Origin of the sequence: Phenylobacterium soli (assembly GCF_003254475.1) — a bacterium.
GTDB lineage: Bacteria > Pseudomonadota > Alphaproteobacteria > Caulobacterales > Caulobacteraceae > Phenylobacterium > Phenylobacterium soli.
In genome coordinates, this window is record NZ_QFYQ01000001.1 from 367,443 (window position 1) to 391,144 (window position 23,702).

Consider the following 23,702-nt stretch of genomic DNA (forward strand, 5'->3'; position numbering starts at 1 on the left):
TCGCTACTGCATCGTCGGGATGACGAAGGCCGAGTCCTCGACCGCGCCTTCGGGCCAGCGGGCGGTGACGGTCTTCACCTTGGTGTAGAACTTTACGCCTTCCATGCCGTGCTGGTTGGTGTCGCCGAACGCCGAGCGCTTCCAGCCGCCGAAGGTGTGATAGGCGACCGGCACCGGGATCGGCACATTGATGCCGACCATGCCGACGTTCACCCGCTGGGCGAACTCGCGCGCCGCGCGGCCGTTGCGGGTGAAGATGGCGACGCCGTTGCCGTACTGGTGCTCGGACGGCAGGGCGAGCGCCTCCTCGAAGGTCTCGGCGCGGACGATTTGCAGAACCGGCCCGAAGATCTCCTCCTGATAGGTGCGCATCGACGGCTTCACCTGGTCGAACAGGCTCGGGCCGATGAAGAAGCCCTTCTCGTAGCCCTGCAGGCTGAACCCGCGGCCGTCGACGACCAGTTCGGCGCCCTCGTCCTTGCCCATCTGGATGTAGTCCTCGACGCGCTGCCTGTGCGCGGCTGAGACCACCGGCCCGTACTGGGCCGCTGGATCGGTGGAGAGGCCGACCTTGAGGGTGTCGATCTCGGCGAGCACGCGCTCGCGCAGCTCGTCGGCGGTCTTCTTGCCGACCGGCACCACCACCGGCAGCGCCATGCAGCGCTCGCCGGCCGAGCCGTACGCCGCGCCGATCAGGTCCTTGGTGGCCTGCTCCATGTCGGCGTCGGGCAGGATGATGCCGTGGTTCTTGGCGCCGCCCATCGCCTGGACGCGTTTCCCGTGCGCCGTGCCGCGGGAATAGACGTAACTGGCGATGTCGGAGGAGCCGACGAAGCTGACGGCCTTGATGTCGGGGTGGTCGAGGATCGCGTCGACCGCGGTCTTGTCGCCGTGCACCACGTTGAGCACGCCGGCGGGGGCGCCGGCTTCCATCATCAGCTCGCCCAGGCGCACCGGCAGCGAGGGATCCTTCTCCGACGGCTTCAGGATGAAGGTGTTGCCGGTCGCGATGGCGATGCCGAACATCCACATCGGGATCATCGCCGGGAAATTGAACGGGGTGATGCCGGCCACGACACCGAGCGGCTGGCGCATGGAATAGACGTCGATGCCCGGGCCCGCGCCTTCGGTGTACTCGCCCTTCAGCACATGGGGGATGCCGCAGGCGAACTCGATGACCTCGAGCCCGCGCTGCACGTCGCCCCGGCTGTCGGCGATGACCTTGCCGTGCTCGGAGGAGAGCAGCTCGGCCAGTTCGTCCATGCGCGCTTCGACGAGCCGCTTGAACTCGAACATGACCCGGGCGCGCCGCTGCGGGTTGACCAGGGCCCAGTTCTGCTGAGCCCGCAGGGCCGACTGGACCGCCTTGTCGAGCTCGGCCTCGGTGGCCAGGGCCACCCGGGCCTGGACCTCGCCGGTGTTGGGGTTGAACACGTCGCCGAAGCGACCGCTGGTTCCGGCGACAGAGGCGCCGTCGATGAAGTGGGTGATGTCACGCATGGCCGGCGTTTTAGGCCTTCGCCGGCCCGGCCGCTAGGCGTCGGCTGGCGCGCCTCGCGATCGGCTGACGCAGGGGCGCCTTCGAGGGCGGTCAGGCGCCGAAGATCCAGCCGCTGGGCAGGTCGGCCAGGGTCACGCCCTGCAGGGTCAGCGAGGCGCCGCCGCCCAGGGTGATGACGGTGTCGGCGCCCACCTGGGCCGTCGTGTAGGTCGTGCCGGGATCGAGCTGGACGCGGTCGCCCTCGCTGGCCGTGAAGTCGGTGATCACGTCGGCCCCCTCGCCATTGAAGGCCCGGAAGGTGTCGGCGCCCGCGCCGCCGGTCATGGTGTCGTTGCCGAGGTCCCCGGTGATGTAGTCCGCGCCGTCGCCGCCGTAGAGCACGTCATCGCCCTGGCCGCCGCGGACCGTGTCGTTTCCGAGCCCGCCCGATTCGGTGTCATTGCCGAGATTACCGTTCAGGATGTCGTTTCCGGCGTCACCGAACAGGGCGTCGTTGTCCTTGCCGCCCGTGACCCAGTCGTCGCCGGCGTTGCCGTGGACGGTGTCGTTGCCGGCATTGCCGTTGGTGCGGTCGAAACCCGAGCCGCCATTGATGATGTCATTGCCGTCGCCGCCGAACAGGCTGTCGCCGCCCGACCATCCGGAAATGGTGTCATCTCCCGCCCCGCCGTCGATCTGGGTCTGGCTGGCGCTGGCGGTCAGCGCGTCGGGCCCGGCGGTGGGCTGGTCGGACGACGCGCCGCTGACGCTCAGCCGGTAGGAGCCGGCGTAGCCGTCCACGAAGGCGCCCGCCTCCACGTAGTAGGTCCCGCTGGTCGGGGCGGTGAAGGTGATCAGGGCGTCCGGGTTGGTCCCGCTGATCACGTCATCGTTGAACGCGACCTCGGCGCCGCTCGAGTCATGGAGCCGCAGGTAGGGGTCGGCGAGGGTTCCGGCCCCGGCCTTCCAGCCCTGTTCGCTGATGGTGTAGGTCGCGCCCGCCTGGAACTGGACGGCGAACCAGTCCCGATCGCCGGCCTGCTGCAGGCTGGCCGAGATCGCCGCGCCCCCGGGGAACAACTGGCCGATGGCATGGGCCGCGTCGGCCTGGCTGTTGGCGTAATCGTCCGCCGCCGGGGTGAAGGGGGTCGAGTTCCAGCCGATGACGTCGAGCACCCGAAGGTCGGTGGCCGAGATGCTGCCGGGGGCGTTGGGGCCGCCGGAGCCGAAGGCGTCGCCCCGCACCGGGGTCGCTCCGTTGAGGAACTTGTGCTCCCAGTCGCCGAGGTCGGCGCCGTCGTCCGTGCCGCTGGCGAAGGCCGAGTGGTACGGCAGGGCCGTGAAGACGTGGCTGGCGTCGATCCCGAAATAGGTCGCCTGGCCATCGGAGCCGCCCGTGTAGTCGCGCACCCCGGCGGCGGTGAAGCGGAAGAGATCGAGCGCCTGCCAATGGCTTCCCTGCAGCCCCAGGCTCGCCACCCGGCCGAAGCCGCCCTCGGTAATCTCGTGTTCGATCGCGCCGATCGCGTCCTGGCCGAAGCTCCAGGTGAGGTTGCTGTTGAGGGTGACGTCCACGTCGTCGGAGTTGGCCTGCGCCGCGAGGCCCAGAATCCGCGCTTGCGTCACCGGAATGGCGAAGCCTGCACCGCCCGACGGATCCACGCTCGGCAGACCGTTCACCGCCAGGGCGTCGTCGCTGCTCGCCGCGTGGGTGCGGAGCGCCGCGGCGAGGTTGGCGTAGCTGAAGGTCAGCGTGTTGAAGCCGTTCGTCGCCGCCGAATTGGCGGACAGCGGCGCGAGCGCGAAATTGACCCCGATGGTCACCTGGTTGGTGAAGTGGCTCTGCAGCTCGTGCTCGGCGGCGATGATCGCCGAGCGATAGGCCGCCGTGACGCTCGCGTCGTAGTAGTTGATGAAGGTCAGGCCGCTGCCCGACAGGGTGACCGCTTCCGTCTCGAATGACATGCCGCGCGGCCCCCTGGTAGCGACGTCCCTCAACCGACAGTGGTCGTGACGGCCTTATGCATTGTCAACGCGGCCCGGCGGGACCAGATGTCGCGCGGGGGAACCGGGGCTCGTCGCCGCGGTTCGCTCGGCGGGTGGGCAGAGGAGTTCGAGGGCCATGGACGACCGCACCGCGCCCGAGCGCGACCAATCCGCAGACCGGGAGGCCGGCGCCGCCCCTCGCCTGATCGCGGTCGATCCCGCGACCGATCGGCCCGGACAAAGCTACAGGGGGCACACCAGCGAAGAGGCGAAGGGCTTCGCGCGCGAGGCCCATGCCGCTTGGCTGGGCTGGCGGCGCACGAGCTTCGCCGAGCGGGCCGAGCGGATGCGGGCGGCGGCCGCCGTGCTGCGCCGCCGCCAGGCAGAGTTCGCCGCCCTGATGACCGCCGAGATGGGCAAGACCCGGACCGAGGGCCTGGCGGAGATCGAGAAATGCGCGGTGAACTGCGACTGGTTCGCCGAGCACGCCGAGGGCTTCCTGGCGCGCCGGCCGGTCGACATGGGGCCGGGCTCGAAGGCCTTCGTCACCTTCAACCCCCTGGGCGTGGTGCTGGCGGTGATGCCGTGGAATTTCCCGTTCTGGCAGGTCTTCCGTTTCGCCGCCCCGACCCTGATGGCCGGCAACGCCGCGGTGCTCAAGCACGCCTCCAACGTGCCGGGCTGCGCGCTCGCCATCGAGGCCGTGTTCCGCGAGGCGGGCTTCCCCGAGGGGCTGTTCCGCACCGCCCTGATCCCCGGCAAGGCGGTCCGCGAGCTGATCGAGGATGACCATCTCGCCGCCGTCACCCTGACCGGCAGCGTCGAGGCAGGCCGCCAGGTGGCCGCCGCGGCCGGCGGAGTGCTCAAGAAGTGCGTGCTCGAACTCGGCGGCTCCGACGCCTATCTCGTGCTGTCCGACGCGGACGCGCAGAAGGCGGCCGAGGTCGCCGCGGCGGCGCGGATGGTCAACGCCGGTCAGAGCTGCATCGCCGGCAAGCGGTTCATCGTCACATCCCCGGTGCGCGAGGCCTTCGAGGCGGCCCTGGTCGAGAAGATGCAGGCCTACCGCATGGGCGACCCGAACGATGCGGCCACTCGGCTCGGTCCGCTGCAGAGCGTCAAGGCGCGCGACGACATCCACGATCAGGTGCGCCGCAGCGTGGCGGCCGGCGCGCGCCTGCTGACCGGCGGCGAGATCCCCGACCGGCCCGGCGCCTGGTACCCGCCCACCGTGCTGAGCGAGGTGAAGCCCGGCATGCCGGCCTATGACGAGGAGGTGTTCGGTCCCGTGGCGGCGGTCATCGAAGCGGCCGGCGAGGCCGAGGCGATCGCCATCGCCAACGCCTCGCGCTTCGGCCTCGGCTCAGGGGTGCTGACCTCCGACCTCGCGCGCGGCGAGCGCATCGCCGCCGAGGAACTCGAGGCGGGGATGAGCTTCGTGAACGCCAACGTCCGCTCCGACCCGCGCCTGCCGTTCGGCGGGGTGAAGGAGAGCGGCTATGGCCGCGAATGCTCGGAGTTCGGCATCCACGAGTTCGTCAACATCAAGAGCGTGCTCGTGGCGGGCTGAGCCTACCAGCGGCGGCCTTCGGCCATGACCACCAGGCGCCCCTCGGCGGCGGGTGGCGCGGCGCCCTGGACAAGGCGAAGTCGGGCCGCCGCCACGCCTCGGCTGCGCAGGCCCGCGGCCACCGCCTCGGCGCGCGCCTGGGCGAGCGTCTTCTGCTCCGCATCCGTTCCATGGCCGTCCGCCTGGCCAACGATCACCGCGCTCACCTGCGGGTGGCAGGCGAGAAGCTGGGCGACGCGCTCCAGCTCGGGCTGCGCGACCTCACCGATGGTCGCCGCGCCGAAGCCGAAGCCGACACTCGCGGTGTCGCCGAGGACCGGACAGGCCGGGGCCGGCGCTGCGGTGCGATGGGCCCGGGCATCGGCCACGGCCTTGCTGGGCGTCGGCTTGACCCGCTGGGTCAGGCAGCCGGAGAGGGCGACGGCGGCTCCGAGGGCCAGGAGCGTCGCGAGGCGATGGGCGCGCAATGCGTTCGTCATCATGGGAACCTGCTCAAATCTCGCGGCCGGCGAATGTCAATGTTCGATGGTGCAAATGAGGCCGCTGCGGCGCCGCTGAAACCGCCGCCGCCCCGCGCCGGTTCGCCATGGCGAGACGCTGCACGGAGTTTGCGCCATGGCGAAGGACGACGAAGCCCGCAAAGCCGACCTGAAGGCCCGCGAATACCGCGACGAGAAGGGCGAGCTGCACCACCACACCCATCCCTACATGGAGCGCCACGGCCTCGATGGCGGCGCCCGCAAGCCGGCGACGAAGGCTTCCGGGTCCCGGCCCGGTGAAAGCCGGTCGGACGGCCACGATCGCAGCGGCGGCGCGCGGACCACCACCAATCACGACGAGATCCGCGAATGGGCCGAAACCCACGGCGGCCAGCCGGCGGCGGTCAAACGCACCCACAGGGGCGGCGACGTGGGGATCATCCGCATCATGTTTCCCGAGGCGCCGAACTCGGAGCACGACGCCCTCGAGGCGATCTCCTGGGAAGAGTTCTTCGAGGAGTTCGAGGCCCGCGACCTCGCCCTGCTCTACGACGAGGACAGCCTGTTCTCGAAGATCATCGGCCGCGACACGGCCGCCAAGCGCAAGGGCGGGGACAACCACGCCCACCGCTGAGGCGGCTCACCCCGCCGGGACGATCTCGCCGAGCGCCGGCCCAATCTCGTCGTGCAGGACCAGGTCGGCGATCTCGTCCATCTCGGTGGCCTCGCGATTGACGATGGCGAGCCGTGCGCCGTTGCGCTTGGCGAGGATCGGGAACCCTGCCGCCGGATAGACGACCAGCGAGGAGCCCAGCACCAGGAAGAGGTCGCAGTCCAGGGTCTCGGCCTCGGCGCGGCGCATCTCGAGCTCCGGCATGGCCTGGCCGAAGGAGATGACTGCGGTCTTCACCAGGCCGCCGCAGACCCGGCAGTAAGGGATTTCGCCCGCCTTCTCGAAGCCGACCTTCAGCTCGGCCAGCTCATGCCGCTCGCCGCACTCCAGGCACTTGGCGTAGCTGGCGTTGCCGTGCAGCTCGATCACCTTGTCCGCGGGCACGCCGGAATCCTGGTGCAGGTTGTCTACGTTCTGGGTGATCACCGCGCCCGCCTTGCCGCGCGCCACCAGCCGCGCCACCGCGTGATGACCCTGGTTCGGCGCCCGCCCGGTCCAGCCGGCCCGCCCGGAGAAGGCGCGGGACCAGGCCTCCCGCCGCTTGTCAGGGTCGGAGACGAACTCCTGGAAATAGATCGGCTTCATCCGGCTCCACACACCGCCCGGGGAGCGGAAGTCCGGGATGCCGGACTCGGTGGAGATCCCGGCGCCGGTGAACACCACCACGCGGCGGGCTTCGTCGATCAGGCGGGCGAGGTCTGAGCGCGACTGGGAACGGGGCATGGGTCGATCGTGGCCGAGAACAGCCGTCCGCGCCAGACCGGCTCAGTAGTACCGCGGCTCCATCGGGATGCCGAAGGCGTTCAGCACCATCGGCGGCGGCGGCTCGGGCGGGCCGGGACGGATGACGAGTTCCGCCCGGACGGCCTTCACCCCGGCGACCTCGGAGGCCAGCAGCTTGGCGAGCGAGGGATCGGACGAATGGCGGGCCTCGCCGCTCAGGGTGACGACGCCCTCCTCCACCTCCACGCTCATGCCGCGGGCGTCGAGCAGCGGGTCGCGCAGCAGCCGCTCGCAGACGGCCTCGTAGACCTGCTGATCTTCGCGGTTCCAGTCCTTGGGTCCACGGCCGCGATGGTGGCTGCGGCCGGCGGCCTCGTCGTCGGCGCAGATGTCCATCCAGCTGCGGTCGTCGGCCCCGAAGGTCTCGCCGCGGCCGCCGAAGCTGCGGTCATAGTCGCCGGCGCTCATGCCGCCGCCGTAGGCCTCGCCGCCGAAACCTTCACGGTAGTCGCTCGGCGCGACGCTGCCGCCGTAGCCTGCGCCCCAGCTGCCGTCGAAGCCCTGGTTGCGCCCGGCCCCGCCGAAATCCCGGCCGTAGCCGCGGCCGTAGCCCGGGTCGCCGCCTTCGTACCCGCCGGCGTGCGACTGGCCCGCCGTCGACTGTTCAGTTCCTGGATCGCTGGCCTTTGGATCGTTGTCGCGAGCCGCAGGCTCGCCGCGCCGGTCCGGCATCTTGGCCTCCTTCTCTCGAACGCTTCCAAGAAAACAGGCGAGACCTGACGACGTTCCCGTCCACGGCCGAGCTTCGCGCGGGTGTGATTGAGTTGAGGAGAGAAGTGGCCCCGCTGCGAGGGGCCGACCGACCCGGCGAGGTCGGGGGGATGCCAGGGTGTTCCGCCGGGTCGGTCGGGAGCCGCTCGTGTCCGACAGGCAAGTCGTTGAGAGGCTGGGTGGAGAACCCCCTGTCAAATGACAAGTTCCGAACCGGTCGAAGAAATATCCCGGACCCCTCCCCCGGCGGCGCCCGCGAACTGCACAGGTGCCTAATTTTTAGCCATTTGCCTCCGACGAACTTTGCGGATATTCCGCCCAGGCGCTGCCTGATATGGAGGCAGTTCGGCGACTGCGGGGGAGGCAGATGACGACGATCGACGCCGCCAATACGGCCTGGGTGCTGACCGCCACGGCCCTCGTGCTGTTCATGACCCTGCCCGGGCTGGCCCTGTTCTACGCCGGCCTGGTGCGGATGAAGAACGTGCTGTCGGTGATGATGCACTGCGTCAGCATCGCGTGCCTCGCCTCGGTGATCTGGCTGTTCGGCGGCTACACCTTGTCGTTCTCCGGCGGCGGCGGCTGGATCGGCGACCTGGCCAAGTTCGGCCTCGTCGGGGTGCGGCGCGACAGCGTCGCCAACGGCCTGCCGGAGCTCGCCTTCTTCGCCTTCCAGATGACCTTCGCGGTCATCACTCCTGCCCTCATCGTGGGCGCCTTCGTGGAGCGCATCCGCTTCGGGGCGGTGCTGGTTTTCTCGGCGCTCTGGCTGCTGATCGTCTATGCGCCGGTGACCCACTGGGTGTGGGGCGGCGGCTGGCTGATGAGCCGCCACGTGATGGACTACGCCGGCGGCCTGGTGGTGCACGCCACCGCCGGGACCTCGGCCATCCTCCTGGCCTGGCGGCTCGGGCCGCGCGACGGCTACCCCCGCGACCTCTCGCCGCCGCACAATCCCGGCATGACCATGATGGGCGCCGGCATGCTGTGGGTCGGCTGGTACGGCTTCAACGCCGGCTCCGCGCTGGCCGCCAACGGCGACGCCGCCGCGGCCCTGGTCGCCACCCACCTGTCGGCCGCGACCGCCGGCCTCGTGTGGGCGCTGATCGAGTGGATTCGCTTCAAGCGCGCCAGCATGGTCGGCCTTGTCACCGGCGTGGTGGCGGGCTTGGCCACCGTGACGCCGGCTTCGGGCTATGTGGGCCCGGTGGGCGGGGTGGTCCTGGGCGCCGCGGCCTCCTTCGTCTGCTACAACGCCGTCGAGTTCGTCCGGCATCGTCTCAAGATCGACGACAGCCTGGACGTCTTCGCCGTGCACGGCGTCGGCGGCATCCTCGGAACCCTGCTGGTCTCGGTCCTGGCCGCCAAGGGGCTCGGCGGCGCCGGCTACGCGCGGGGCGTCAGCATGGCCGGACAGGCCCTGACCCAGGTGATCGGCGTCGTCGTCACCGTGGCCTGGTCGGCCGTGGCCACCCTGGCGCTCGCCTTCCTCTGCGAGAAGACCGTCGGGCTGCGGGCCCGCGACGAGGCGATCGAGGAGGGGCTCGACCTCTCCGCCCACGGCGAGCGGGCCTGGAACCCCTAGGCTGGCGGTAGGCCGAAGGCGGCCTGCAGCTCCGCCTCGCCGACCGGCGCCTCGAAGCGCTTCAGCCGCGAGGTCTGGCCGGCGACCAGGGTCAGGGCCGATTTCGGGATCTTCAGCGCCTTGGCGAGGAGCACGATGACCGCCGCATTGGCAGCGCCGTCGGACGCGGCCGCTGAGACCCGCACCTTGAGCACCGGCCGGCCGGCCTCGTCGCGGATCCAGCCGTCGATGGCGTCGCGCCCGCCCTTGGGCGTCACGCGCACCGCGAACTGCATGGGATCAGCCCAGGGCCGCCTGGATGGGCCCGAAGATCATCGGCAGCAGGTAGCGGCGCACGCCCTGGATGATCAGCAGCGCGATGATCGGGGTGATGTCGACGCCGCCCAGAGGCGGGATGAGGCGCTGGAACGGCGCCAGCACCGGCCGGGTCACCGCCTCGAGGAAGTGAGCGATCGAATAGACGATCCGATTCCTCAGGTTGATGACGTCGAAGGCCACCAGCCACGACAGGATGGCGCTGATGATGATCGCCCAGACCAGAAGGCCCAGCAGCGCGTCGACGATGAAATAGAGGAAGCTGCCCATGTCCCGCTTCTAACCAGCTTTTCGGCTGCGGCAAAGGCGAGCGGCGCGAAGGGCGCTTGACAGGGCCGGGCGCAATCGCCTTATTCCGCGCCTTCCTGGGGCCGTAGCTCAGTTGGTAGAGCGCCTCGTTCGCAATGAGGAGGTCAGGGGTTCGACTCCCCTCGGCTCCACCATCCCTTCGGGATGGCTCCCCAGGATCTTCCAATGCCTTCGGACCGACCGCCCTCAGCCCAGGGCGTAGAGGTGCTCGCCTGCGTGGCGCACTTCGACGACCCGCGCGCCGGGTTCGCGGCGCAGGCGCTGAGCTTCGATCATGACCTCCGCGGGCGTGCAGACGAGTTCGTGGCTGCGCCAGGCGCCCGCCCGCTTCAGAACCCTCAGCTCGTAGACCCGCGGCGTGTTCAAGACCCGTCCCCTTTCCCGGCGGCGTTCTTAGGCAGGCGGCGCGTCACGGTCTCTTCCGGTCGACTACTTAGATCCTCCCGGTGGAGTGGGCGGCGCACGCCAACCTGGCGTAGCGGAGGGCCGCCCGCATACCCCAATTTCGACAATCTTAATGAGAGTAATCCGCAGTCTCACGCGCCGGTCGATTGTGGTTTGCCAAAGCGCCGCCCAGGCTCGGACGGCGCGGTCGGTCCACGCGCGATCACGTCCACCGACCTTTGGGGAGGGACTTTGTTTCTGACCGGAGAGGCCCTGCGCGCCGCGCGGGCCATGGCGCGCCTGGACCAGGCGGGTCTGGCGTCGACCAGTGGCATCAGCCTGGAGACCGTGAAGCGGCTGGAGGCGATCCGCGGACGCGTGAACGCCAACGCGCGCACGCTCGACGCCCTGCTGGAGGCGCTCGCCCGTGCGGGCGTCACCGTCGAGGTGTCGCGCGAGGGCGTCTGCGTGCGCCAGACGACGGCGCCCGCCTCCCCGTCCGCCCGCATGCTGGACCGCATGATGGAGCTGCCCCGGAGCCCCGCGCGGCAGCCTGCGGGCCTCTACCGGCTGATGTATTTCTCGACCGCCCAGCCGGCGGCCTGCGGCGACCTCGCCGAAAGCCTCGGGGCCATCCTGGCGGCCTCGACCCGTCGCAACGGCGCGCTCAACCTCACCGGCGCCCTGCTGGCCTGCAACGGCCGCTTCCTGCAGGCGCTGGAGGGGGAGCGCAGCGCCGTCCAGCAGGTGTTCGGCGCCATCGCCGCCGACCCGCGCCACCGGGACGTCACGGTGATCGAGAGCCGCGAGGTCTCCTCGCGCAGCTTCCCCGGCTGGCTGATGTGCGCGCGGGCCGCCGCCCCGCAGGAGCTCGCGAGCGGGGACGGCTTCGCCCCGGAGCGACTGTCGCCGGCCGGGGCGCTCGGCGCCCTGATGCTGCTCTCGGACATGGAGCACCAGGAGCTGGACGGCCCCACGGGCCGTTGATCCCGGTCAAGGACGGATCGCGCCGCCGGTCCAGGGTGCGGCTCCCGCTCACAGGAGCCCGTCCCGTGCGAACACCCGTGTCCCTGGTGCTGGCCACCGTCGCCAGCCTGATCGCCGCCGACCTGGCCGCCGCCCAGCCCGGCTATCCGCCGCCCCCTCCTCCGGGCGGTCATGTCGGCCGGCCGCCGCCGCCGGCCCCCTATCAGGCGAACCCGCAGCGCTACTACTATAACGGCCGCTGGGTCGGCCCGGACGAATGGGGCCGCCGCAGCTATGAGCGCGAGCGCTGGGCCCGCAACTACGAGCGCCGTCACCGCGATCGCGATCGCGACCATGACGACAGCTCGGCCCTGATCGCCGGCATCGTCGGCTTCGCGCTCGGCGCGGCGATCGTCGGCTCCATGGAGCAGGCCGACCACGCCCGCACCGCCGGCGGCGACTGGGATTCCTACTGCGCCCGCAAGTACCGCAGCTACGATCGGCGCAGCCGGACCTATCTCGGCGGCGACGGCCTGCGCCACTATTGCCAGTAGCGCCAAAGCAAACGGGCCGCCGGACGTCCCCGCCCGGCGGCCCGCCGTCGATCGTTGACGCCCTGGCCTAGAAGGACTGGCCGAAGCGGATACCGATCAGGCGCGGCTTGATCGGCACGACATAGGTCTGCGGCCCGCACACCTGGGTGGCGCACTCGGCGTAGCGGCTGTCCTGGCCGCGCTCGTCGAAGGCGTTCTTGATGTAGGCCTCGAGACGCCAGTTGGACCGCTCCACGCCCGCCGTGAAGTCGGCGGTGGTGTAGGACGGCATCCGGCCGATGATGCCGCGCTCGAGCACCCGCAGGTCGGTCCAGCGCGCGCCTTCGTAGACCAGGGCGCCCTGGACGTGGGCCTTCAGGTCATAGGCCGTATTCCACTCGTAGCGGGCGGTCACGTTGCCCTTCCACTTGGGCGTGATCGGCAGCTCCGTGCCGTTCGGCGCCGCCGGGTTCGAGCAGTTCGGCTGGGTGATGTCGGCGCAGTACTGCTTGGTCAGCTTGGCGTTGGTGTAGGCGCCGCCGCCCGACAGCGTCAGGCCTTCGGCCGGGACCCAGTTCACCTCGGTCTCGAGGCCCTTCATCTCCGCCTGCGGGGCGTTGCGGATCTCGGTCAGGCCGTTGGCGCCGAGGAACGAGAACTGGAACTTCTCCCACTTCTCGAGGAACACCGCGCCGTTCCAGCGCAGGGAGTTGTCCGCCCAGGTCGTCTTCCAGCCCACCTCGTAGTTCTTCAGGTAGTCGGACTGGTAGGGCGGAACCGTGCCGCGGCGGTTGATGCCGCCGGGCCGGTAACCGGTGGAGTAGGTGGCGTAGACCATCTTGTCGTCGGTCAGATGGTAGGTGGCGTTCACCTTGTAGGTGTGACCGTCTTCCTTGGTGGTCTTGTTGAGGTTGGTGCACGGCGCGCCGGAGACCACGGGCGGCCCGAAGCACTTGGCTTCGCCGGTGCCGCTGGAGAAGCCGGAGCCGAAGCCGAAGAAGCCCTTCAGCGAATTGTCCGCCCGGAAGAAACGGATGCCGCCGGTAACCGACAGCTTGGAGGTGACGTCGTAGGTCGCCTCGCCGAACACCGCCTCGTCGATGTCCGTGCGCAGCTGCTTGGTGAGCCAGAGCGTGTTCGGGTGGCCGGTCGGGGACAGGGCCGGGTCGAGCCCCTGGACCAGGTAGTTCTGCTCGATGTTGTGCTGCTGCTTCTCGTAGAACACGCCGGCCACGAAGCGGAACCGGTCAGAGGCCGGCGAGGCCACGCGGAACTCGTGGCTTTCCTTGGTGTACCGGTCGTGGCCGACCACGAACTGCGACGGGTCGATCAGGTTGCCCGCGGCGTCGGTGATGTAGTTGCCGTAGTAGTACGGCGCCTGATCGTAGAAGTAGGAATAGTCCGAATAGTCGGACTGGGTGTCCACGTGGCGCTTCATGTAGGCGCCGGCGTAGGTGGCGTCGAGGTTGGCGATCTTGCCCTGGACGGTGAGCGAGGCCATTACCCACTTGTCGGTGGCGGTGTCGGGCAGGAAGTGGCCGACATTGAGGTCGCCGAGGTGCGGATCGTAGGCGTTGAGGCCGTTCTGCTCGGCCTTCTGGGCCATGACGCCGGGCGTCACCGTCCAGTTTTCGTTGAGATCGAGCTTCAGGGCCGCGCGGGCGCCGACGATGTCGATGTCGTTGTAGCTGTTCTCGGCGCGGGCCTTGTTGTCGAGGGTGATGCCCGACACCGGATAGGTGCGCGTGGTGTGGACGTTGTCGATGTAGCCGCCGTCATGCTCGTACCAGCCGACGAGGCGGATGGCGGCGCGGTCGGACAGCGGCTGGTTGACGTAGCCCTCGGCCGTGTAGCCGAGGTCCCCGTGCGGGGCGACCGAGTTGACGTCGAGGTCGTAGCCCGCCGCGAAGCCGGTGGTGCTCGGCTTGTTGGTGATGATGCGGATCGTGCCGGCCTGGGAGCTGGCGCCATAGAGTGTGCCCTGCGGTCCAGCCAGCACCTCGACGCGGGCGATGTCGTAGATCACCGGCTCGACGGGACCGGTGATCGTCGTCACCGGCATTTCGTCGAGATAGACGCCGACGCTCGGGCGCGGGCCCGAGTGATTGCCGTTCTCGCCCGAGGCGACGCCGCGCATGTAGACGCTGGTGAAGCCCGGGCCGGCCGTCTTGAACGACACGCTGGGCAGGAACTTCACATAGTCCTCGAGCCCCTTCACCACGCGCTGGTCGAGCGCCTGGGTCGAGAGGGCCTGGATCGAGGCCGGCACGCTCTGCAGGTTCTCCTCGCGCTTCTGCGCCGTGACGACCAGCTCCTCGAGCTGGGCGCCGCCGCCGCTTGACGCGGCTCCCTGGGCGAAGGCCGGCGCGGCGGCCGCGGTCAGCATGGTGGTGGCGAGCAGGCCTGCGGCGAGCGACGTCGCCTTGGCCGCGAGCGGCCGCTTGGTTTCGATGGTCATGATATCCCCCGGGTAGCCCTTACGCCGGATACGCTGGCGCTTCGGGATAGTGATCGAGCACTGGTCCCAGGCTGGCCTTCAGTGGGTCCAGCCACGGTTCAAATCGCCGCCAATGGTCGGCAGCATCCCTAAAGATCGGTTGACGGACCTGCTCGGAGCTTGCGGTCCGCACGGCCCGGTCGTTCTCGTAGAAGCGAAGGCAGCCCTCTTCGAAGGGCAGACCGCAGTGGTCGAGCAGGCGGCGCGTCTCCGCCTCCGGATCGGCCACCATCTGCTCATAAATCACGCGGTGGACGCGGCCCGGCAGGACGGCGTCGAAGTGGGCCATCAGCTCCACGTAGTCGGCGTAGTAGCGGCCAATATCGGTCAGGTTGTAGGTGAAGCCCTGGCCCTGGGCGAAGTGCTGCTTGAAGCCGGAGAAGCAGCAGCCCAGCGGATGGCGGCGCGCGTCGACGATCTTCGCGTTCGGCAGGATCAGGCAGATCAGGCCGAGGTGGGCGAAGTTGTTCGGCATCTTGTCGATGAAGAAGGCCCGGCCGAGCTTGCGATGCACCGCGGCGCGCGCGAGGTACTCCTCCCCGAGTTCGCGCAACGCCTTCGGCGACAGCTCCGCCAGCACCTCCGGATAGGCGCTCTCCCGCCCCTCTGCCCGGCCGAGCCGGCGGGCGATGGAGATGATGTCCGGCAGTTCCTGGGTGCCTTCCACCTGGCTGTGGCTGGAGAGGATCTGCTCGATCAGGGTCGAGCCGGACCGCGGCAGGCCGATGACGAAGATCGGGTCCGCAGCCGGCGCGCCCGTCCCCGCCCGCTCGGCGAAGAAGCCGGGGGTGAACAGCGCCTTGGAGCGGCGCATGTGGCGGGTGTTGTCGTCCCGATCGTAGCGCAGCTGCTCGCGGCGGATGGCGGCGCCGGCCGCGTAGTGGCCGAAGGCGGCCTCGTCCTCGGCGCGGTCTTCCAGCGCCTTGCCGAGCGCATACTCGAGGTGAAGCCGGTCCTCGGCCTCGAGGTCCCCGCGCCCCGCCTCGCGGCGCATGATCCCCAGGTCCTCGTCGCTGAACTGCACGGTCTTGAGGTTCGCCAGACTCCACCAGGCTTCGCCGAAGGCGGGCTGCAGGGCCACGCAGCGCCGGTAGGCGGCCACCGCCTCGGCCTGGCGGCCCACCGTCTTCAGCGCATGGCCGTAGCTCATCCAGATCTTGGGCTGGGTCGGGTAGCCGGCGAGCACCGCCTCGTAGAGGGCGATGGCGCCCTGGTACTCGCCGACGCGGCCGAGGATCGCGGCCTTGAGGAGCTGGTAGCTGGCGCTGCCGGGATCGGCCGCGAGCAGCCGGTCCACCTCGGCCAGGGCCTCCATGGGCTTGTTGTGGCGGTGCAGGACGGCGGCGAGGTTGTGCCGCGCGGCGGTGAAGCCGGGCGCCAGCTCCAGGCAGCGGCCCAGCAGCATCTCCGCATCCTCGTAGCGGCCGAGCCGGGCGGCGACTTCGGCCAGCATGCGGATCGCCGCGACGTCGGTCGGACGCCGCTTAAGGATATCGCGCAACAGGCGCTCGGCCACCGCGAGCTGCTGGTCGACCAGCGCAGTCGCCGCCGCCACCAGCTCCGGATCGCGCGCCGAGGCCTGGATGTGGCGGTCGTAGGCCAGGTCCGCCCCGGCGGCATCGCCCGCCAGCCGCCGCTGGTCGGCCAGCGCCAGCCAGGCCGGCGGGTAGTTCGGGGCCACGGCCACCGCCCGCTCCAGCGCCTTCAGGGCGGCGGGGCCGTCGCTGAGCCGCGAGGCGGCGAGGCCCTGGATCAGCAGGGCCTGGGGATGGTCCGGGACAACCCTGAGTATCTCCTGCGCCTGGGCCCGCGCCATGGACGGCTCGGCCGCCAGCAGCCGGCCCGCATGGGCCAGGGCGGTCTCAAGGGTTCCGACGGGATCTGCGCTGGTGGCGACGGTCACGGCCTGCCCGTAGCAAACTTGAGGCGCGATCTGGCGGATGATGCGCTGAAACTGTCAACAACCCGACACAGGCCGCCTCATCTTCGCCCTCAGGGTGCAGCATTGGCGCAATAGTTCATGCTCAAGCTTGGCGCGAGCGACGGCGCCGGGCGACTTGCGCGTTAAGGTGGAACGGGCGTCCCGTCGCCGAGGAGGCTGCTACCCATGTCGAATTCCCCCAACGACGTCTCGCGGCGCGCGGCTTTCGCGAGCCTTGGCCTGGTCGGCGCCGCGGCCGCGCTCACCCTGCCGGGGTGCGCCAAGTCCAAGGAGGACAAGGAAAAGACGCCCGAAGTCTCGGCCACCGAGGACCTGATGCGCGAGCACGGCGTCCTGCGCCGCCTGCTGATCGTCTATCGCGAGACCGCCGCGGTGATCCGGCGCGAGCCCAAGACCTTCGATCTGGCGGCCCTGGCGTCGGCCGCAGACCTGTTCCGCACCTTCGGCGAGAGCTACCATGAGAAGGGCCTGGAGGAGGCGCACGTCTTCCCGATGGTGCTCAAGGCCGGCGGGCCGGCGGCCGGTCTGATCGACACCCTGATCGCCCAGCACGGCCGCGGACGGCAGATCAACGACTACGTCATTGCCCGGACCAAGGCGCCCTCGCTCGGCGACGGCGAGCCCGTGGCTGCCGCCCTGGAGAGCTTCGCACGGATGTACGAGGCGCATGCCGCCCTGGAGGACACCGTCGTGTTCCAGGCCTGGAAGGCCGCCATCGGCGACAAGGGCCTGGCCGAATGGTCGGAGAAGTTCGAGGACATCGAGCACGACACCTTCAAGGGCGACGGCTTCGACCTGGCCCTGCAGCAGGTGGGCGCCATCGAACAGAGGCTCGGCCTGGCCGATCTTTCCCGCTACACCGCCCCGCCGCCTGCGGCCTAATCGCGCCTTCGTTGAAGCGCGCGGCGGCGCGCCGTATCCTGGCGGTTACTGAAGGGGGAAGTGGCTCAAGGTGTTCGCCCGTCTTTTCGGCCGCAGTCGCGAGCGCGACCTCGCGCCGTCCACCCAAGGCCGGCTGATCTACGCCGTGGGCGACGTCCACGGCCGGCTCGACGTGCTCGGGCCCCTGCTGCACGACATCGCCAAGGACGCGGTCGCCGCCCAGTCGAGCGCCGCCGGCGCCGATGCGCGCCCGATGCTGGTCTTCCTGGGCGACTATGTGGACCGCGGGCCGGACTCCCGGGGCGTCGTCGACCTCATCCTGCAGATGAAGAGCTGGCCCAAGTTCGAAGTGCGGGTGCTGAAGGGCAACCACGAGGAGGCCCTGCTGCAGTTCCTCGACGAGCCGGCGTTCGGGGCCACCTGGCTGGAGCACGGCGGGGCCGCGACCCTCGCCTCTTACGGCGTCCAGCCGCCCGCCCAGCGCACCGACCCGCAGGCCTGGCGGCCGGTGCGGGACGCCTTCGCCGAGGCCCTGCCGATCGACCACCTGGCCTTCTACCGCTCGCTGGAGCTGATGGTCACCGAGGGCGACTACGCCTTCGTCCACGCCGGCGTGCGGCCCGGCGTACCGCTCGCCCAGCAGACCGAGCGCGACCTCCTGTGGATCCGCCAGGAGTTCCTCCAGGAGCGCGGCCGCTTCGAGAAGATGATCGTCCACGGCCACACGCCGATGGAGGAGCCGCAGCTCACCGCCAACCGGCTCGGCGTCGACACCGGCGCCTACGCCACCGGGGTGCTGACCGCCGTGCGCCTGCACCACGACGAGCAGGAAGTGCTGCAGGTACGCGCCCACCGCCGCGCCGCCCAGCCCGCGGCCTGACCGGCGCGCATCCGCTCGGGAGCGCAGCAGCGCAACGATTGCGCGCCCGCTAGATCAGTGCGCGTCGTCCCAGTTGGTCGCGGCGCGCGCCTCGACCTCCAGCGGCACGGACAGGGCGATGGCCGGCTCGGCCGCCTTTTCCATGATCCGCTTGGCCACGGCGATCACCTTGTCGGCCTCCGCCTCTGGCGCCTCGAAGACCAGTTCGTCGTGCACCTGCAGCAGCATCCTGGCCGTCAGCCCGGCCTCGCGCAGCGCATCGGGCATGCGGATCATCGCCCGGCGGATGATGTCGGCGGCCGCGCCTTGGATCGGCGCGTTGATCGCCGCGCGGTCGGCGAAGGATCGCTCGGCCTGGCTCTTCCCGCGCGCCGCCGGCACGTGGACCTTGCGCCCGAAGATAGTGGTGACGAACGCCTGGCTGCGAACCTGCTGGATCATGCGGTCCATGTAGGTGCGGATCCCCGGGAAGCGCTCGAAATAGGTCTTGATGTAAGCGCCTGCCTCCTCCCGGCTGATGCCGAGCTGGTTGGACAGGCCGAAGGCCGAGATGCCGTAGACGATGCCGAAGTTGATCGCCTTGGCTCGCCGGCGGGTTTCGGCGGGCATGCCCTCGATCGGCACGCCGAACATCTCCGAGGCCGTCATGGCGTGGATGTCGAGGCCGTCGGCGAACGCCTTCTTCAGCTGCGGAATGTCGCCGATGTGGGCGAGGAGCCGCAGCTCGATCTGGCTGTAGTCGGCGCTGATCAGCACATGGCCGGGCTCGGCGATGAAGGCACGGCGGATCTTGCGCCCCTCCTCCGTCCGGACCGGGATGTTCTGCAGGTTCGGATCCGACGAGGCAAGGCGGCCGGTGGTCGCCGCCGCCAGCGAGTAGGAGGTGTGAACGCGGCCGGTCTTCGGGTCGATCGCCGCCACGAGGTTGTCAGTGTAGGTGCCCTTCAGCTTCGAGAGCTGACGCCAGTCGAGCAGCACGCGCGGCAGCTCGTGGCCCTGGGCGGCGAGATCCTCCAGCATCGAGGCGTCGGTAGACATGGCGCCGGTGGCGGTCGTCTTGCCGGACGCCAGCCCCATCTCCTTGAACAGCACCTCGCCGATCTGCTTTGGGCTGCCGAGGTTGAACGGCCGTCCAGCCAGACGGTGCGCCTCGATCTCCAGCTCGCCCATGCGGACCGAGAAGTCGTTGGAGAGCTGGCGCAGCCGGTCCGGATCGACCTTCACGCCGGCCAGCTCCATGTCCACCAGGACCCTGGGCATCGGCCGCTCGAGCGTCTCGTAGACCGTCAGCAGGTGCTCGTGCGCCAGGCGCGGCCGCAGGTGCTCGTAGAGCCGCAAGGTGACGTCGGCGTCCTCGGCCGCGTAGCAGGTCGCCTGGGAGAGCTCGACGTGCTTGAAGCTCTTCTGCGCCTTGCCCGTGCCAGCCACGGTCTTGAAGCTGATCGGCTCGTGCTCCAGCCACTGCTTGGAGAGCTCGTCCATGCCGTGGCTCTTCCGAAGACCGCCCTCCAGCACGAAGCTGATCAGCATGGTGTCCTCGATGGGCCCCACCTCGATCCCGTAGCGCTTCAGGACGGCGAGGTCGTACTTGCCGTTCTGCGCGACCTTCAGCACCGCCGGGTCTTCCAGCAACGGCTTCAGCCGGGCGATCACCTCCTCGCAGGGGATCTGCTCGACGGCGCTCTTGGCCTCGAAGTCGAGCCCGCCGGTGGCCTCGTGCTCGTGCTCGTGGCCGACGGGGATGTAGCAGGCCTCGCCCGGCTGCACGGCCAGGGAGACGCCGCAGAGATTGGCGCTGGAGGCCGAAAGGGCGTCGGTCTCGGTGTCGAAGGCGACGATCCCCACCTCGTGGGCGCGGGCGATCCAGCGGTCCAGGGTCTCGATGTCGCGCACGCAGGCATAGGCGTTGACATCGATCGCCGCGTGCTTGGGCGCGGCCAGCGGCCTGGCCTCCGGCTTCGGCGTCTCGATCCCGTGCTCGCCCTTCAGGTGCGCCTCGACGCGGCGGGCGATGGTGCGGAACTCCATGCGCTCGAGGAACTCGGCGAGCTCGGTGCTCTCCGGATCCTTCACCGACAGGTCGTCGATGGGGCTCGGCAGGGGCGTGTCGCAGTCGAGCTTCACCAGCTCGCGCGAAAGCCGGATCTGGTCGGCGAAGTCGATGAGGGTCTGGCGGCGCTTCTCCTGCTTGATCTCCGAGGCGCGGGACAGAAGCGTGTCGAGGTCGCCGTACTCGTTGATCAGGGCCGAGGCGGTCTTGATGCCGATGCCGGGGGCGCCAGGCACGTTGTCCACGGAGTCACCGCAGAGGGCCTGCACGTCGACCACCTTGTCCGGCAGCACGCCGAACTTCTCGATTACCTGATCGGGGCCGATGCGGACGTTCTTCATGGTGTCGAGCATCGACACCCGATCGCCGACCAGCTGCATCAGGTCCTTGTCGGACGAGACGATGACCACCTCGCCGCCCATGTCGCGGACCTTGCAGGCGTAGGCGGCGATCAGGTCGTCGGCCTCGTAGCCGGGCAGCTCCAGGCAGGGGACACCGAAGGCCTTGGTCGCCTCGCGCACCAGCGGGAACTGCGGGACGAGGTCCTCGGGCGGCGGCGGCCGGTGCGCCTTGTACTGGTCGTAGAGCTTGTTGCGGAACGTCTTCTCGGAGTGGTCGAACACCACCGCCAGGTGGGTCGGCGCGTCGGCCTGGGCCTTCATGTCGACCAGCAGCTTCCACAGCATGTTGCAGAAGCCCGACACCGCGCCCACGGGCAGGCCGTCGGTCTTGCGGGTCAGGGGCGGCAGGGCGTGGAAGGCCCGGAAGATGAAGCCCGACCCGTCCACCAGATAGAGCCGGACCTTGGGCCCGTCCTGTGTCGGCTCGCGCGGGGTCTCGGCCAAGGTCTGGGGCGGCGCTTGGGTCGGGGAGTCGAGAGTGTCGCTCATCGTCCCAAGATAGGCGCGCCGGGCCACAAGGTCATCTGCGACGCGGCGCGTTGCGGGCCGCGGGTCAGCCGAACCGCTGGTTGAGGTTCGCCAGGCCCTCCGCCCCCGCCGCCCAGGCGCTGGCCTCGCCGGTGGCGATGAAGGCGGCGGCCGCCTTGGCGAGCGGCGCGTAGGCGGCCCGGAACGGCGCGGTGGCCGAGCTGAGACGCCGCACGCCCAGCGCCTGCAGGCGCTCCGCGTTCGCCATCCCCGGCAGCAGCATGATGTTCATCGGCAGGGCGATGGCGTCGGCCAGGCGGCCGATCAGATCCTCGTCCTTGGGTCCCGGGACGAAGAAGCCGTCGGCCCCGGCGTCCTTGTAGCGCTCGGCCCGCTGCACGACTTCCGTATAGGCCGCGTGACCCTCGGCGAGGCCCTTCAGATACACATCAGTGCGGGCGTTGATGAACAGCGGCAGGCCGGCGGCGTCGGCCGCCTTGCGGGCGGCGGTGATCTTCCTGGCGTGCAGCGCCGGATCGCGCCTGCCGTCCTCGAGGTTTATCCCGACCGCGCCGGCCCCGATCACTGCGGCGATCACCTCGGCCAGTTCACCGAGGTCGTCGGTGTAGCCGCCCTCGATGTCGGCGGTCAGCGGCTTGTCGCCCACCGCTCGCGCGGCGGCCTCGATGGTCGCCAGCAGGCGTTCGCGCGGCAGGGCGTCGCCGTCCGGATATCCATGGGCCCAGGCCACGGCCGCCGAGGAGGTGGCCACCGCCTTGGCTCCCGCGTCCGCCAGGATGGCCGCGCTGGCGCCGTCCCAGGCGTTGGGCAGCACCAGGATCTCGGCCCCGGTGTGCAGCTTGCGGAACGCCTCCGCCTTGTCCTTCTGGCTCATGATCCCTCCGAACCTTCCAAGCTTCGCCTGAAGACGGAGATATAGGGGCTCGTGTGACATCCGCTCGCCGGATGCGGACATCGACGTGCGAAACCCTGTAAGACCCATCCCGTGCGAACGGCCCTCACCCGCCTGACCCTGACCAACTTCCGGTCCTACGAGGCGGCAGAGCTCGCGATGACGGGCGCGCCGGTGTTCCTGGTGGGGCCGAACGGGGCCGGCAAGACCAATCTCCTGGAGGCCGTGAGCCTGCTGACGCCCGGCCGCGGCCTGCGTGGATCGAGCCTCGCCGAGGTGGGCCGCCGGCTTCCCGGCGAGACGCGTGGCCGGGCCTGGGCGGTGGCCGCCACCGTCGCCGCCGACGGCGAGGAGACGCGCATCGGCACCGGAGTCGCCGAAGCCGGCGCGAGCCGGCGCACCGTCCGGCTGGAGGGCGAGAGCGTGCCGCCCGGGCGGCTGGCCGAGCACATCCGCCAGGTCTGGCTCACCCCGGCGCAGGACCGGCTGTTCCTCGAGGGGGCCGGCGACCGGCGGCGGTTCTTCGACCGGCTGGTGTTCGCCGGCCTGCCGCGGCACGCCGCGCACGCCCAGGCCTATGAGAAGGCGATGCGCGAGCGGATGCGCCTGCTGACGGAGGGCCCGGCCGACGCGGCGTGGCTGGACGCGCTCGAGGCGCGGCTCGCCGAGGCCGGCGCCCTGATGGCCGAGGCCCGCGCACGCACCCTCTCGGCCCTGCAGTCCGAGATCGAGAGCCGCGGCGAGCGGCCCTTTCCCCAGGCCCGCCTGTCGCTCACCGGCGAGTGGGAGCAGATGGCCGGCGCCGGGGCCGACCTGGCCGAGATCGAGGCGCGTCTGGCGACAGCCCTGAGGACCGCCCGTGACCGCGACGCCGCGGCCGGCCGGGCGCTGACCGGCCCGCACCGCGGGGATCTCGCCGTCACCCACCTGGAGAAGGATCGCCCGGCCGCGGAGTGCTCCACCGGCGAGCAGAAGGCGCTGATCCTCAACCTCGTCCTCGCCCAGGCCGCGCGCCTGGCGCGCACGCCGGCCGATCCCGGCCCGATCCTCCTGCTCGACGAGGTCGCGGCCCACCTCGACGCCCGCCGCCGCGGCGCCCTCTTCGACGAGATCGAAGCCCTCGGCCTTCAGGCCTTCCTCACCGGCGCCGACGAGCACCTCTTCGAGGGCATCGCCGGCCGGGCCCAGGGCGTGAAGGTGGAAGGCGCCGAGCTGACGCCGATCTGAGCGGCTACGCCCTGGCGAGCTGAGGCGCATCGGCCCGCGCTCACCCTAGGTTATCAACGTCAACTTGCCGCAGTTAACCAGCGCGTCAACGACCTTGACGTAAACGGCAAGCAGGGCTTTAGGTTGACGCCGTAAGAATAACCCGCATCACCGGGAGGAAGCCCATGATCGCCGACCTGCGCCGGCCCCATCGTTCCTATACGATCCGCCAGCTCTGCCTTGAGTTCAAATGCACCCCGCGCGCCCTGCGCTTCTATGAGGACAAGGGGCTGCTGGCTCCAGCGCGCGAGGGGCTCAACCGCGTCTACAACTACAAGGACCGCGCCCGGCTGCAGCTGATCCTGCAGGGCAAGCGCGTGGGCCTTTCGCTGGCCGAGATCGGCGAGATCCTCGACCTCTACGAAGCCGACGAGAACGGCGCCCAGCAGGCCGCCAAGTCGCTGCGCAAGTTCCGCGAGCGGATCGTCGCCCTGGAACGCCAGAAGGTCGACATCGACGAACAGATCGCCCAGCTGCAGCGCGGCGTCGAGGCGATGGAAAAGCGCCTGGAGACCAGCCGCCCGGACCTCATGCCGCGCGCCGAGGCCTACGACCAGGCGATGCGGCGCCAGCTGGACGGCGTCGAACACTGAGCCCGGACCAAGCGGGGCACTAGGCCGCAGGCCGCT

The 23,702-nt window shown here is 70.1% G+C and carries 21 protein-coding genes and 1 tRNA gene; 10 read left to right on the forward strand and 12 right to left on the reverse strand.

Translation table 11 applies throughout. The features are described 5' to 3' along the window. Window positions 1–3: 3 nt before the first annotated feature. Together DJ017_RS01890 and DJ017_RS01895 are read right to left on the reverse strand one after the other, a co-directional pair. A complete protein-coding gene (locus DJ017_RS01890) occupies window positions 4–1,500 on the reverse strand; it encodes a CoA-acylating methylmalonate-semialdehyde dehydrogenase (RefSeq protein WP_111527118.1) in 1,497 nt (498 codons plus the stop codon). Window positions 1,501–1,591: 91 nt separating this feature from the next. Continuing rightward, window positions 1,592–3,445, reverse strand: a complete 1,854-nt coding sequence (locus DJ017_RS01895) for an NF038122 family metalloprotease (RefSeq protein WP_111527119.1) — start codon at window positions 3,443–3,445, stop codon at window positions 1,592–1,594. Window positions 3,446–3,602: 157 nt separating this feature from the next. On the opposite strand from DJ017_RS01895, the gene DJ017_RS01900 reads away from it, so the two are divergent. Continuing rightward, window positions 3,603–5,036, forward strand: coding sequence for an NAD-dependent succinate-semialdehyde dehydrogenase (locus tag DJ017_RS01900; protein ID WP_111527120.1), 1,434 nt, complete (start codon window positions 3,603–3,605; stop codon window positions 5,034–5,036). A 2-nt stretch (window positions 5,037–5,038) separates the two neighbouring features. On the opposite strand, the gene DJ017_RS01905 is transcribed toward DJ017_RS01900, so the two are convergent. After that, complete coding sequence (locus DJ017_RS01905) at window positions 5,039–5,515, reverse strand: OmpA family protein (RefSeq protein ID WP_165830498.1); 477 nt, start codon at window positions 5,513–5,515, stop codon at window positions 5,039–5,041. A gap of 136 nt (window positions 5,516–5,651) precedes the next feature. On the opposite strand from DJ017_RS01905, the gene DJ017_RS20690 reads away from it, so the two are divergent. Beyond that, window positions 5,652–6,149: a hypothetical protein gene (locus DJ017_RS20690; protein WP_226999981.1), complete on the forward strand. Its 498-nt coding sequence runs from the start codon at window positions 5,652–5,654 to the stop codon at window positions 6,147–6,149. A 6-nt stretch (window positions 6,150–6,155) separates the two neighbouring features. Here the strand turns inward: DJ017_RS20690 and DJ017_RS01915 are convergent, their stop codons facing one another. Beyond that, entirely contained in the window at window positions 6,156–6,911 is a 756-nt protein-coding gene (locus DJ017_RS01915; protein WP_111527122.1) for an SIR2 family NAD-dependent protein deacylase, read from the reverse strand. Window positions 6,912–6,953: 42 nt separating this feature from the next. Beyond that, complete coding sequence (locus tag DJ017_RS01920) at window positions 6,954–7,643, reverse strand: BON domain-containing protein (RefSeq protein WP_111527123.1); 690 nt, start codon at window positions 7,641–7,643, stop codon at window positions 6,954–6,956. Window positions 7,644–8,049: 406 nt separating this feature from the next. Here DJ017_RS01920 and DJ017_RS01925 point away from each other — a divergent pair, with 406 nt between their 5' ends. After that, on the forward strand, window positions 8,050–9,267 hold the full coding sequence (locus DJ017_RS01925) for an ammonium transporter (RefSeq protein WP_226999982.1): 1,218 nt from the start codon (window positions 8,050–8,052) through the stop codon (window positions 9,265–9,267). Here the strand turns inward: DJ017_RS01925 and DJ017_RS01930 are convergent. After that, window positions 9,264–9,542, reverse strand: a complete 279-nt coding sequence (locus tag DJ017_RS01930; protein ID WP_111527125.1) for a DUF167 family protein — start codon at window positions 9,540–9,542, stop codon at window positions 9,264–9,266. The genes DJ017_RS01925 and DJ017_RS01930 overlap by 4 nt on opposite strands. A 4-nt stretch (window positions 9,543–9,546) precedes the next feature. Beyond that, window positions 9,547–9,852, reverse strand: coding sequence for a YggT family protein (locus DJ017_RS01935; protein ID WP_111527126.1), 306 nt, complete (start codon window positions 9,850–9,852; stop codon window positions 9,547–9,549). A gap of 97 nt (window positions 9,853–9,949) precedes the next feature. Between DJ017_RS01935 and DJ017_RS01940 the strand changes: the two genes are divergently transcribed. Next, window positions 9,950–10,025, forward strand: a tRNA-Ala gene (locus DJ017_RS01940). A gap of 52 nt (window positions 10,026–10,077) precedes the next feature. On the opposite strand, the gene DJ017_RS20220 is transcribed toward DJ017_RS01940, so the two are convergent. Further along, on the reverse strand, window positions 10,078–10,257 hold the full coding sequence (locus tag DJ017_RS20220; RefSeq protein ID WP_165830499.1) for a hypothetical protein: 180 nt from the start codon (window positions 10,255–10,257) through the stop codon (window positions 10,078–10,080). 270 nt (window positions 10,258–10,527) lie between these two features. Between DJ017_RS20220 and DJ017_RS20225 the strand changes: the two genes are divergently transcribed. Together DJ017_RS20225 and DJ017_RS01950 are read left to right on the forward strand one after the other, a co-directional pair. Further along, complete coding sequence (locus DJ017_RS20225) at window positions 10,528–11,262, forward strand: BLUF domain-containing protein (RefSeq protein WP_165830500.1); 735 nt, start codon at window positions 10,528–10,530, stop codon at window positions 11,260–11,262. 65 nt (window positions 11,263–11,327) lie between these two features. Continuing rightward, window positions 11,328–11,795: a BA14K family protein gene (locus tag DJ017_RS01950; protein ID WP_133255364.1), complete on the forward strand. Its 468-nt coding sequence runs from the start codon at window positions 11,328–11,330 to the stop codon at window positions 11,793–11,795. A 67-nt stretch (window positions 11,796–11,862) separates the two neighbouring features. Here DJ017_RS01950 and DJ017_RS01955 read toward each other — a convergent pair whose 3' ends face one another. Then, on the reverse strand, window positions 11,863–14,232 hold the full coding sequence (locus DJ017_RS01955; protein ID WP_111527129.1) for a TonB-dependent receptor: 2,370 nt from the start codon (window positions 14,230–14,232) through the stop codon (window positions 11,863–11,865). Between the two features lie 19 nt (window positions 14,233–14,251). Further along, entirely contained in the window at window positions 14,252–16,174 is a 1,923-nt protein-coding gene (locus tag DJ017_RS01960) for a tetratricopeptide repeat-containing sulfotransferase family protein (protein ID WP_226999983.1), read from the reverse strand. 204 nt (window positions 16,175–16,378) lie between these two features. Between DJ017_RS01960 and DJ017_RS01965 the strand changes: the two genes are divergently transcribed. Both DJ017_RS01965 and DJ017_RS01970 read left to right on the forward strand, forming a co-directional pair. Then, window positions 16,379–17,095: a hemerythrin domain-containing protein gene (locus tag DJ017_RS01965; RefSeq protein ID WP_111527130.1), complete on the forward strand. Its 717-nt coding sequence runs from the start codon at window positions 16,379–16,381 to the stop codon at window positions 17,093–17,095. Window positions 17,096–17,165: 70 nt separating this feature from the next. Next, window positions 17,166–17,975 (forward strand): metallophosphoesterase family protein, encoded by an 810-nt coding sequence (locus DJ017_RS01970; protein WP_111527131.1) that lies wholly within the window; start codon window positions 17,166–17,168, stop codon window positions 17,973–17,975. Between the two features lie 54 nt (window positions 17,976–18,029). Here the strand turns inward: DJ017_RS01970 and polA are convergent, their stop codons facing one another. Further along, window positions 18,030–20,915, reverse strand: coding sequence for a DNA polymerase I (polA, locus tag DJ017_RS01975; RefSeq protein WP_111527132.1), 2,886 nt, complete (start codon window positions 20,913–20,915; stop codon window positions 18,030–18,032). A gap of 64 nt (window positions 20,916–20,979) precedes the next feature. Next, window positions 20,980–21,789: an isocitrate lyase/PEP mutase family protein gene (locus tag DJ017_RS01980; protein ID WP_111527133.1), complete on the reverse strand. Its 810-nt coding sequence runs from the start codon at window positions 21,787–21,789 to the stop codon at window positions 20,980–20,982. A 111-nt stretch (window positions 21,790–21,900) separates the two neighbouring features. On the opposite strand from DJ017_RS01980, the gene recF reads away from it, so the two are divergent. Both recF and DJ017_RS01990 read left to right on the forward strand, forming a co-directional pair. Next, window positions 21,901–23,034, forward strand: a complete 1,134-nt coding sequence (gene recF / locus DJ017_RS01985) for a DNA replication/repair protein RecF (RefSeq protein WP_111527134.1) — start codon at window positions 21,901–21,903, stop codon at window positions 23,032–23,034. A gap of 164 nt (window positions 23,035–23,198) precedes the next feature. Further along, window positions 23,199–23,666 (forward strand): MerR family transcriptional regulator, encoded by a 468-nt coding sequence (locus tag DJ017_RS01990; protein ID WP_111527135.1) that lies wholly within the window; start codon window positions 23,199–23,201, stop codon window positions 23,664–23,666. Window positions 23,667–23,702 lie beyond the last annotated feature (36 nt).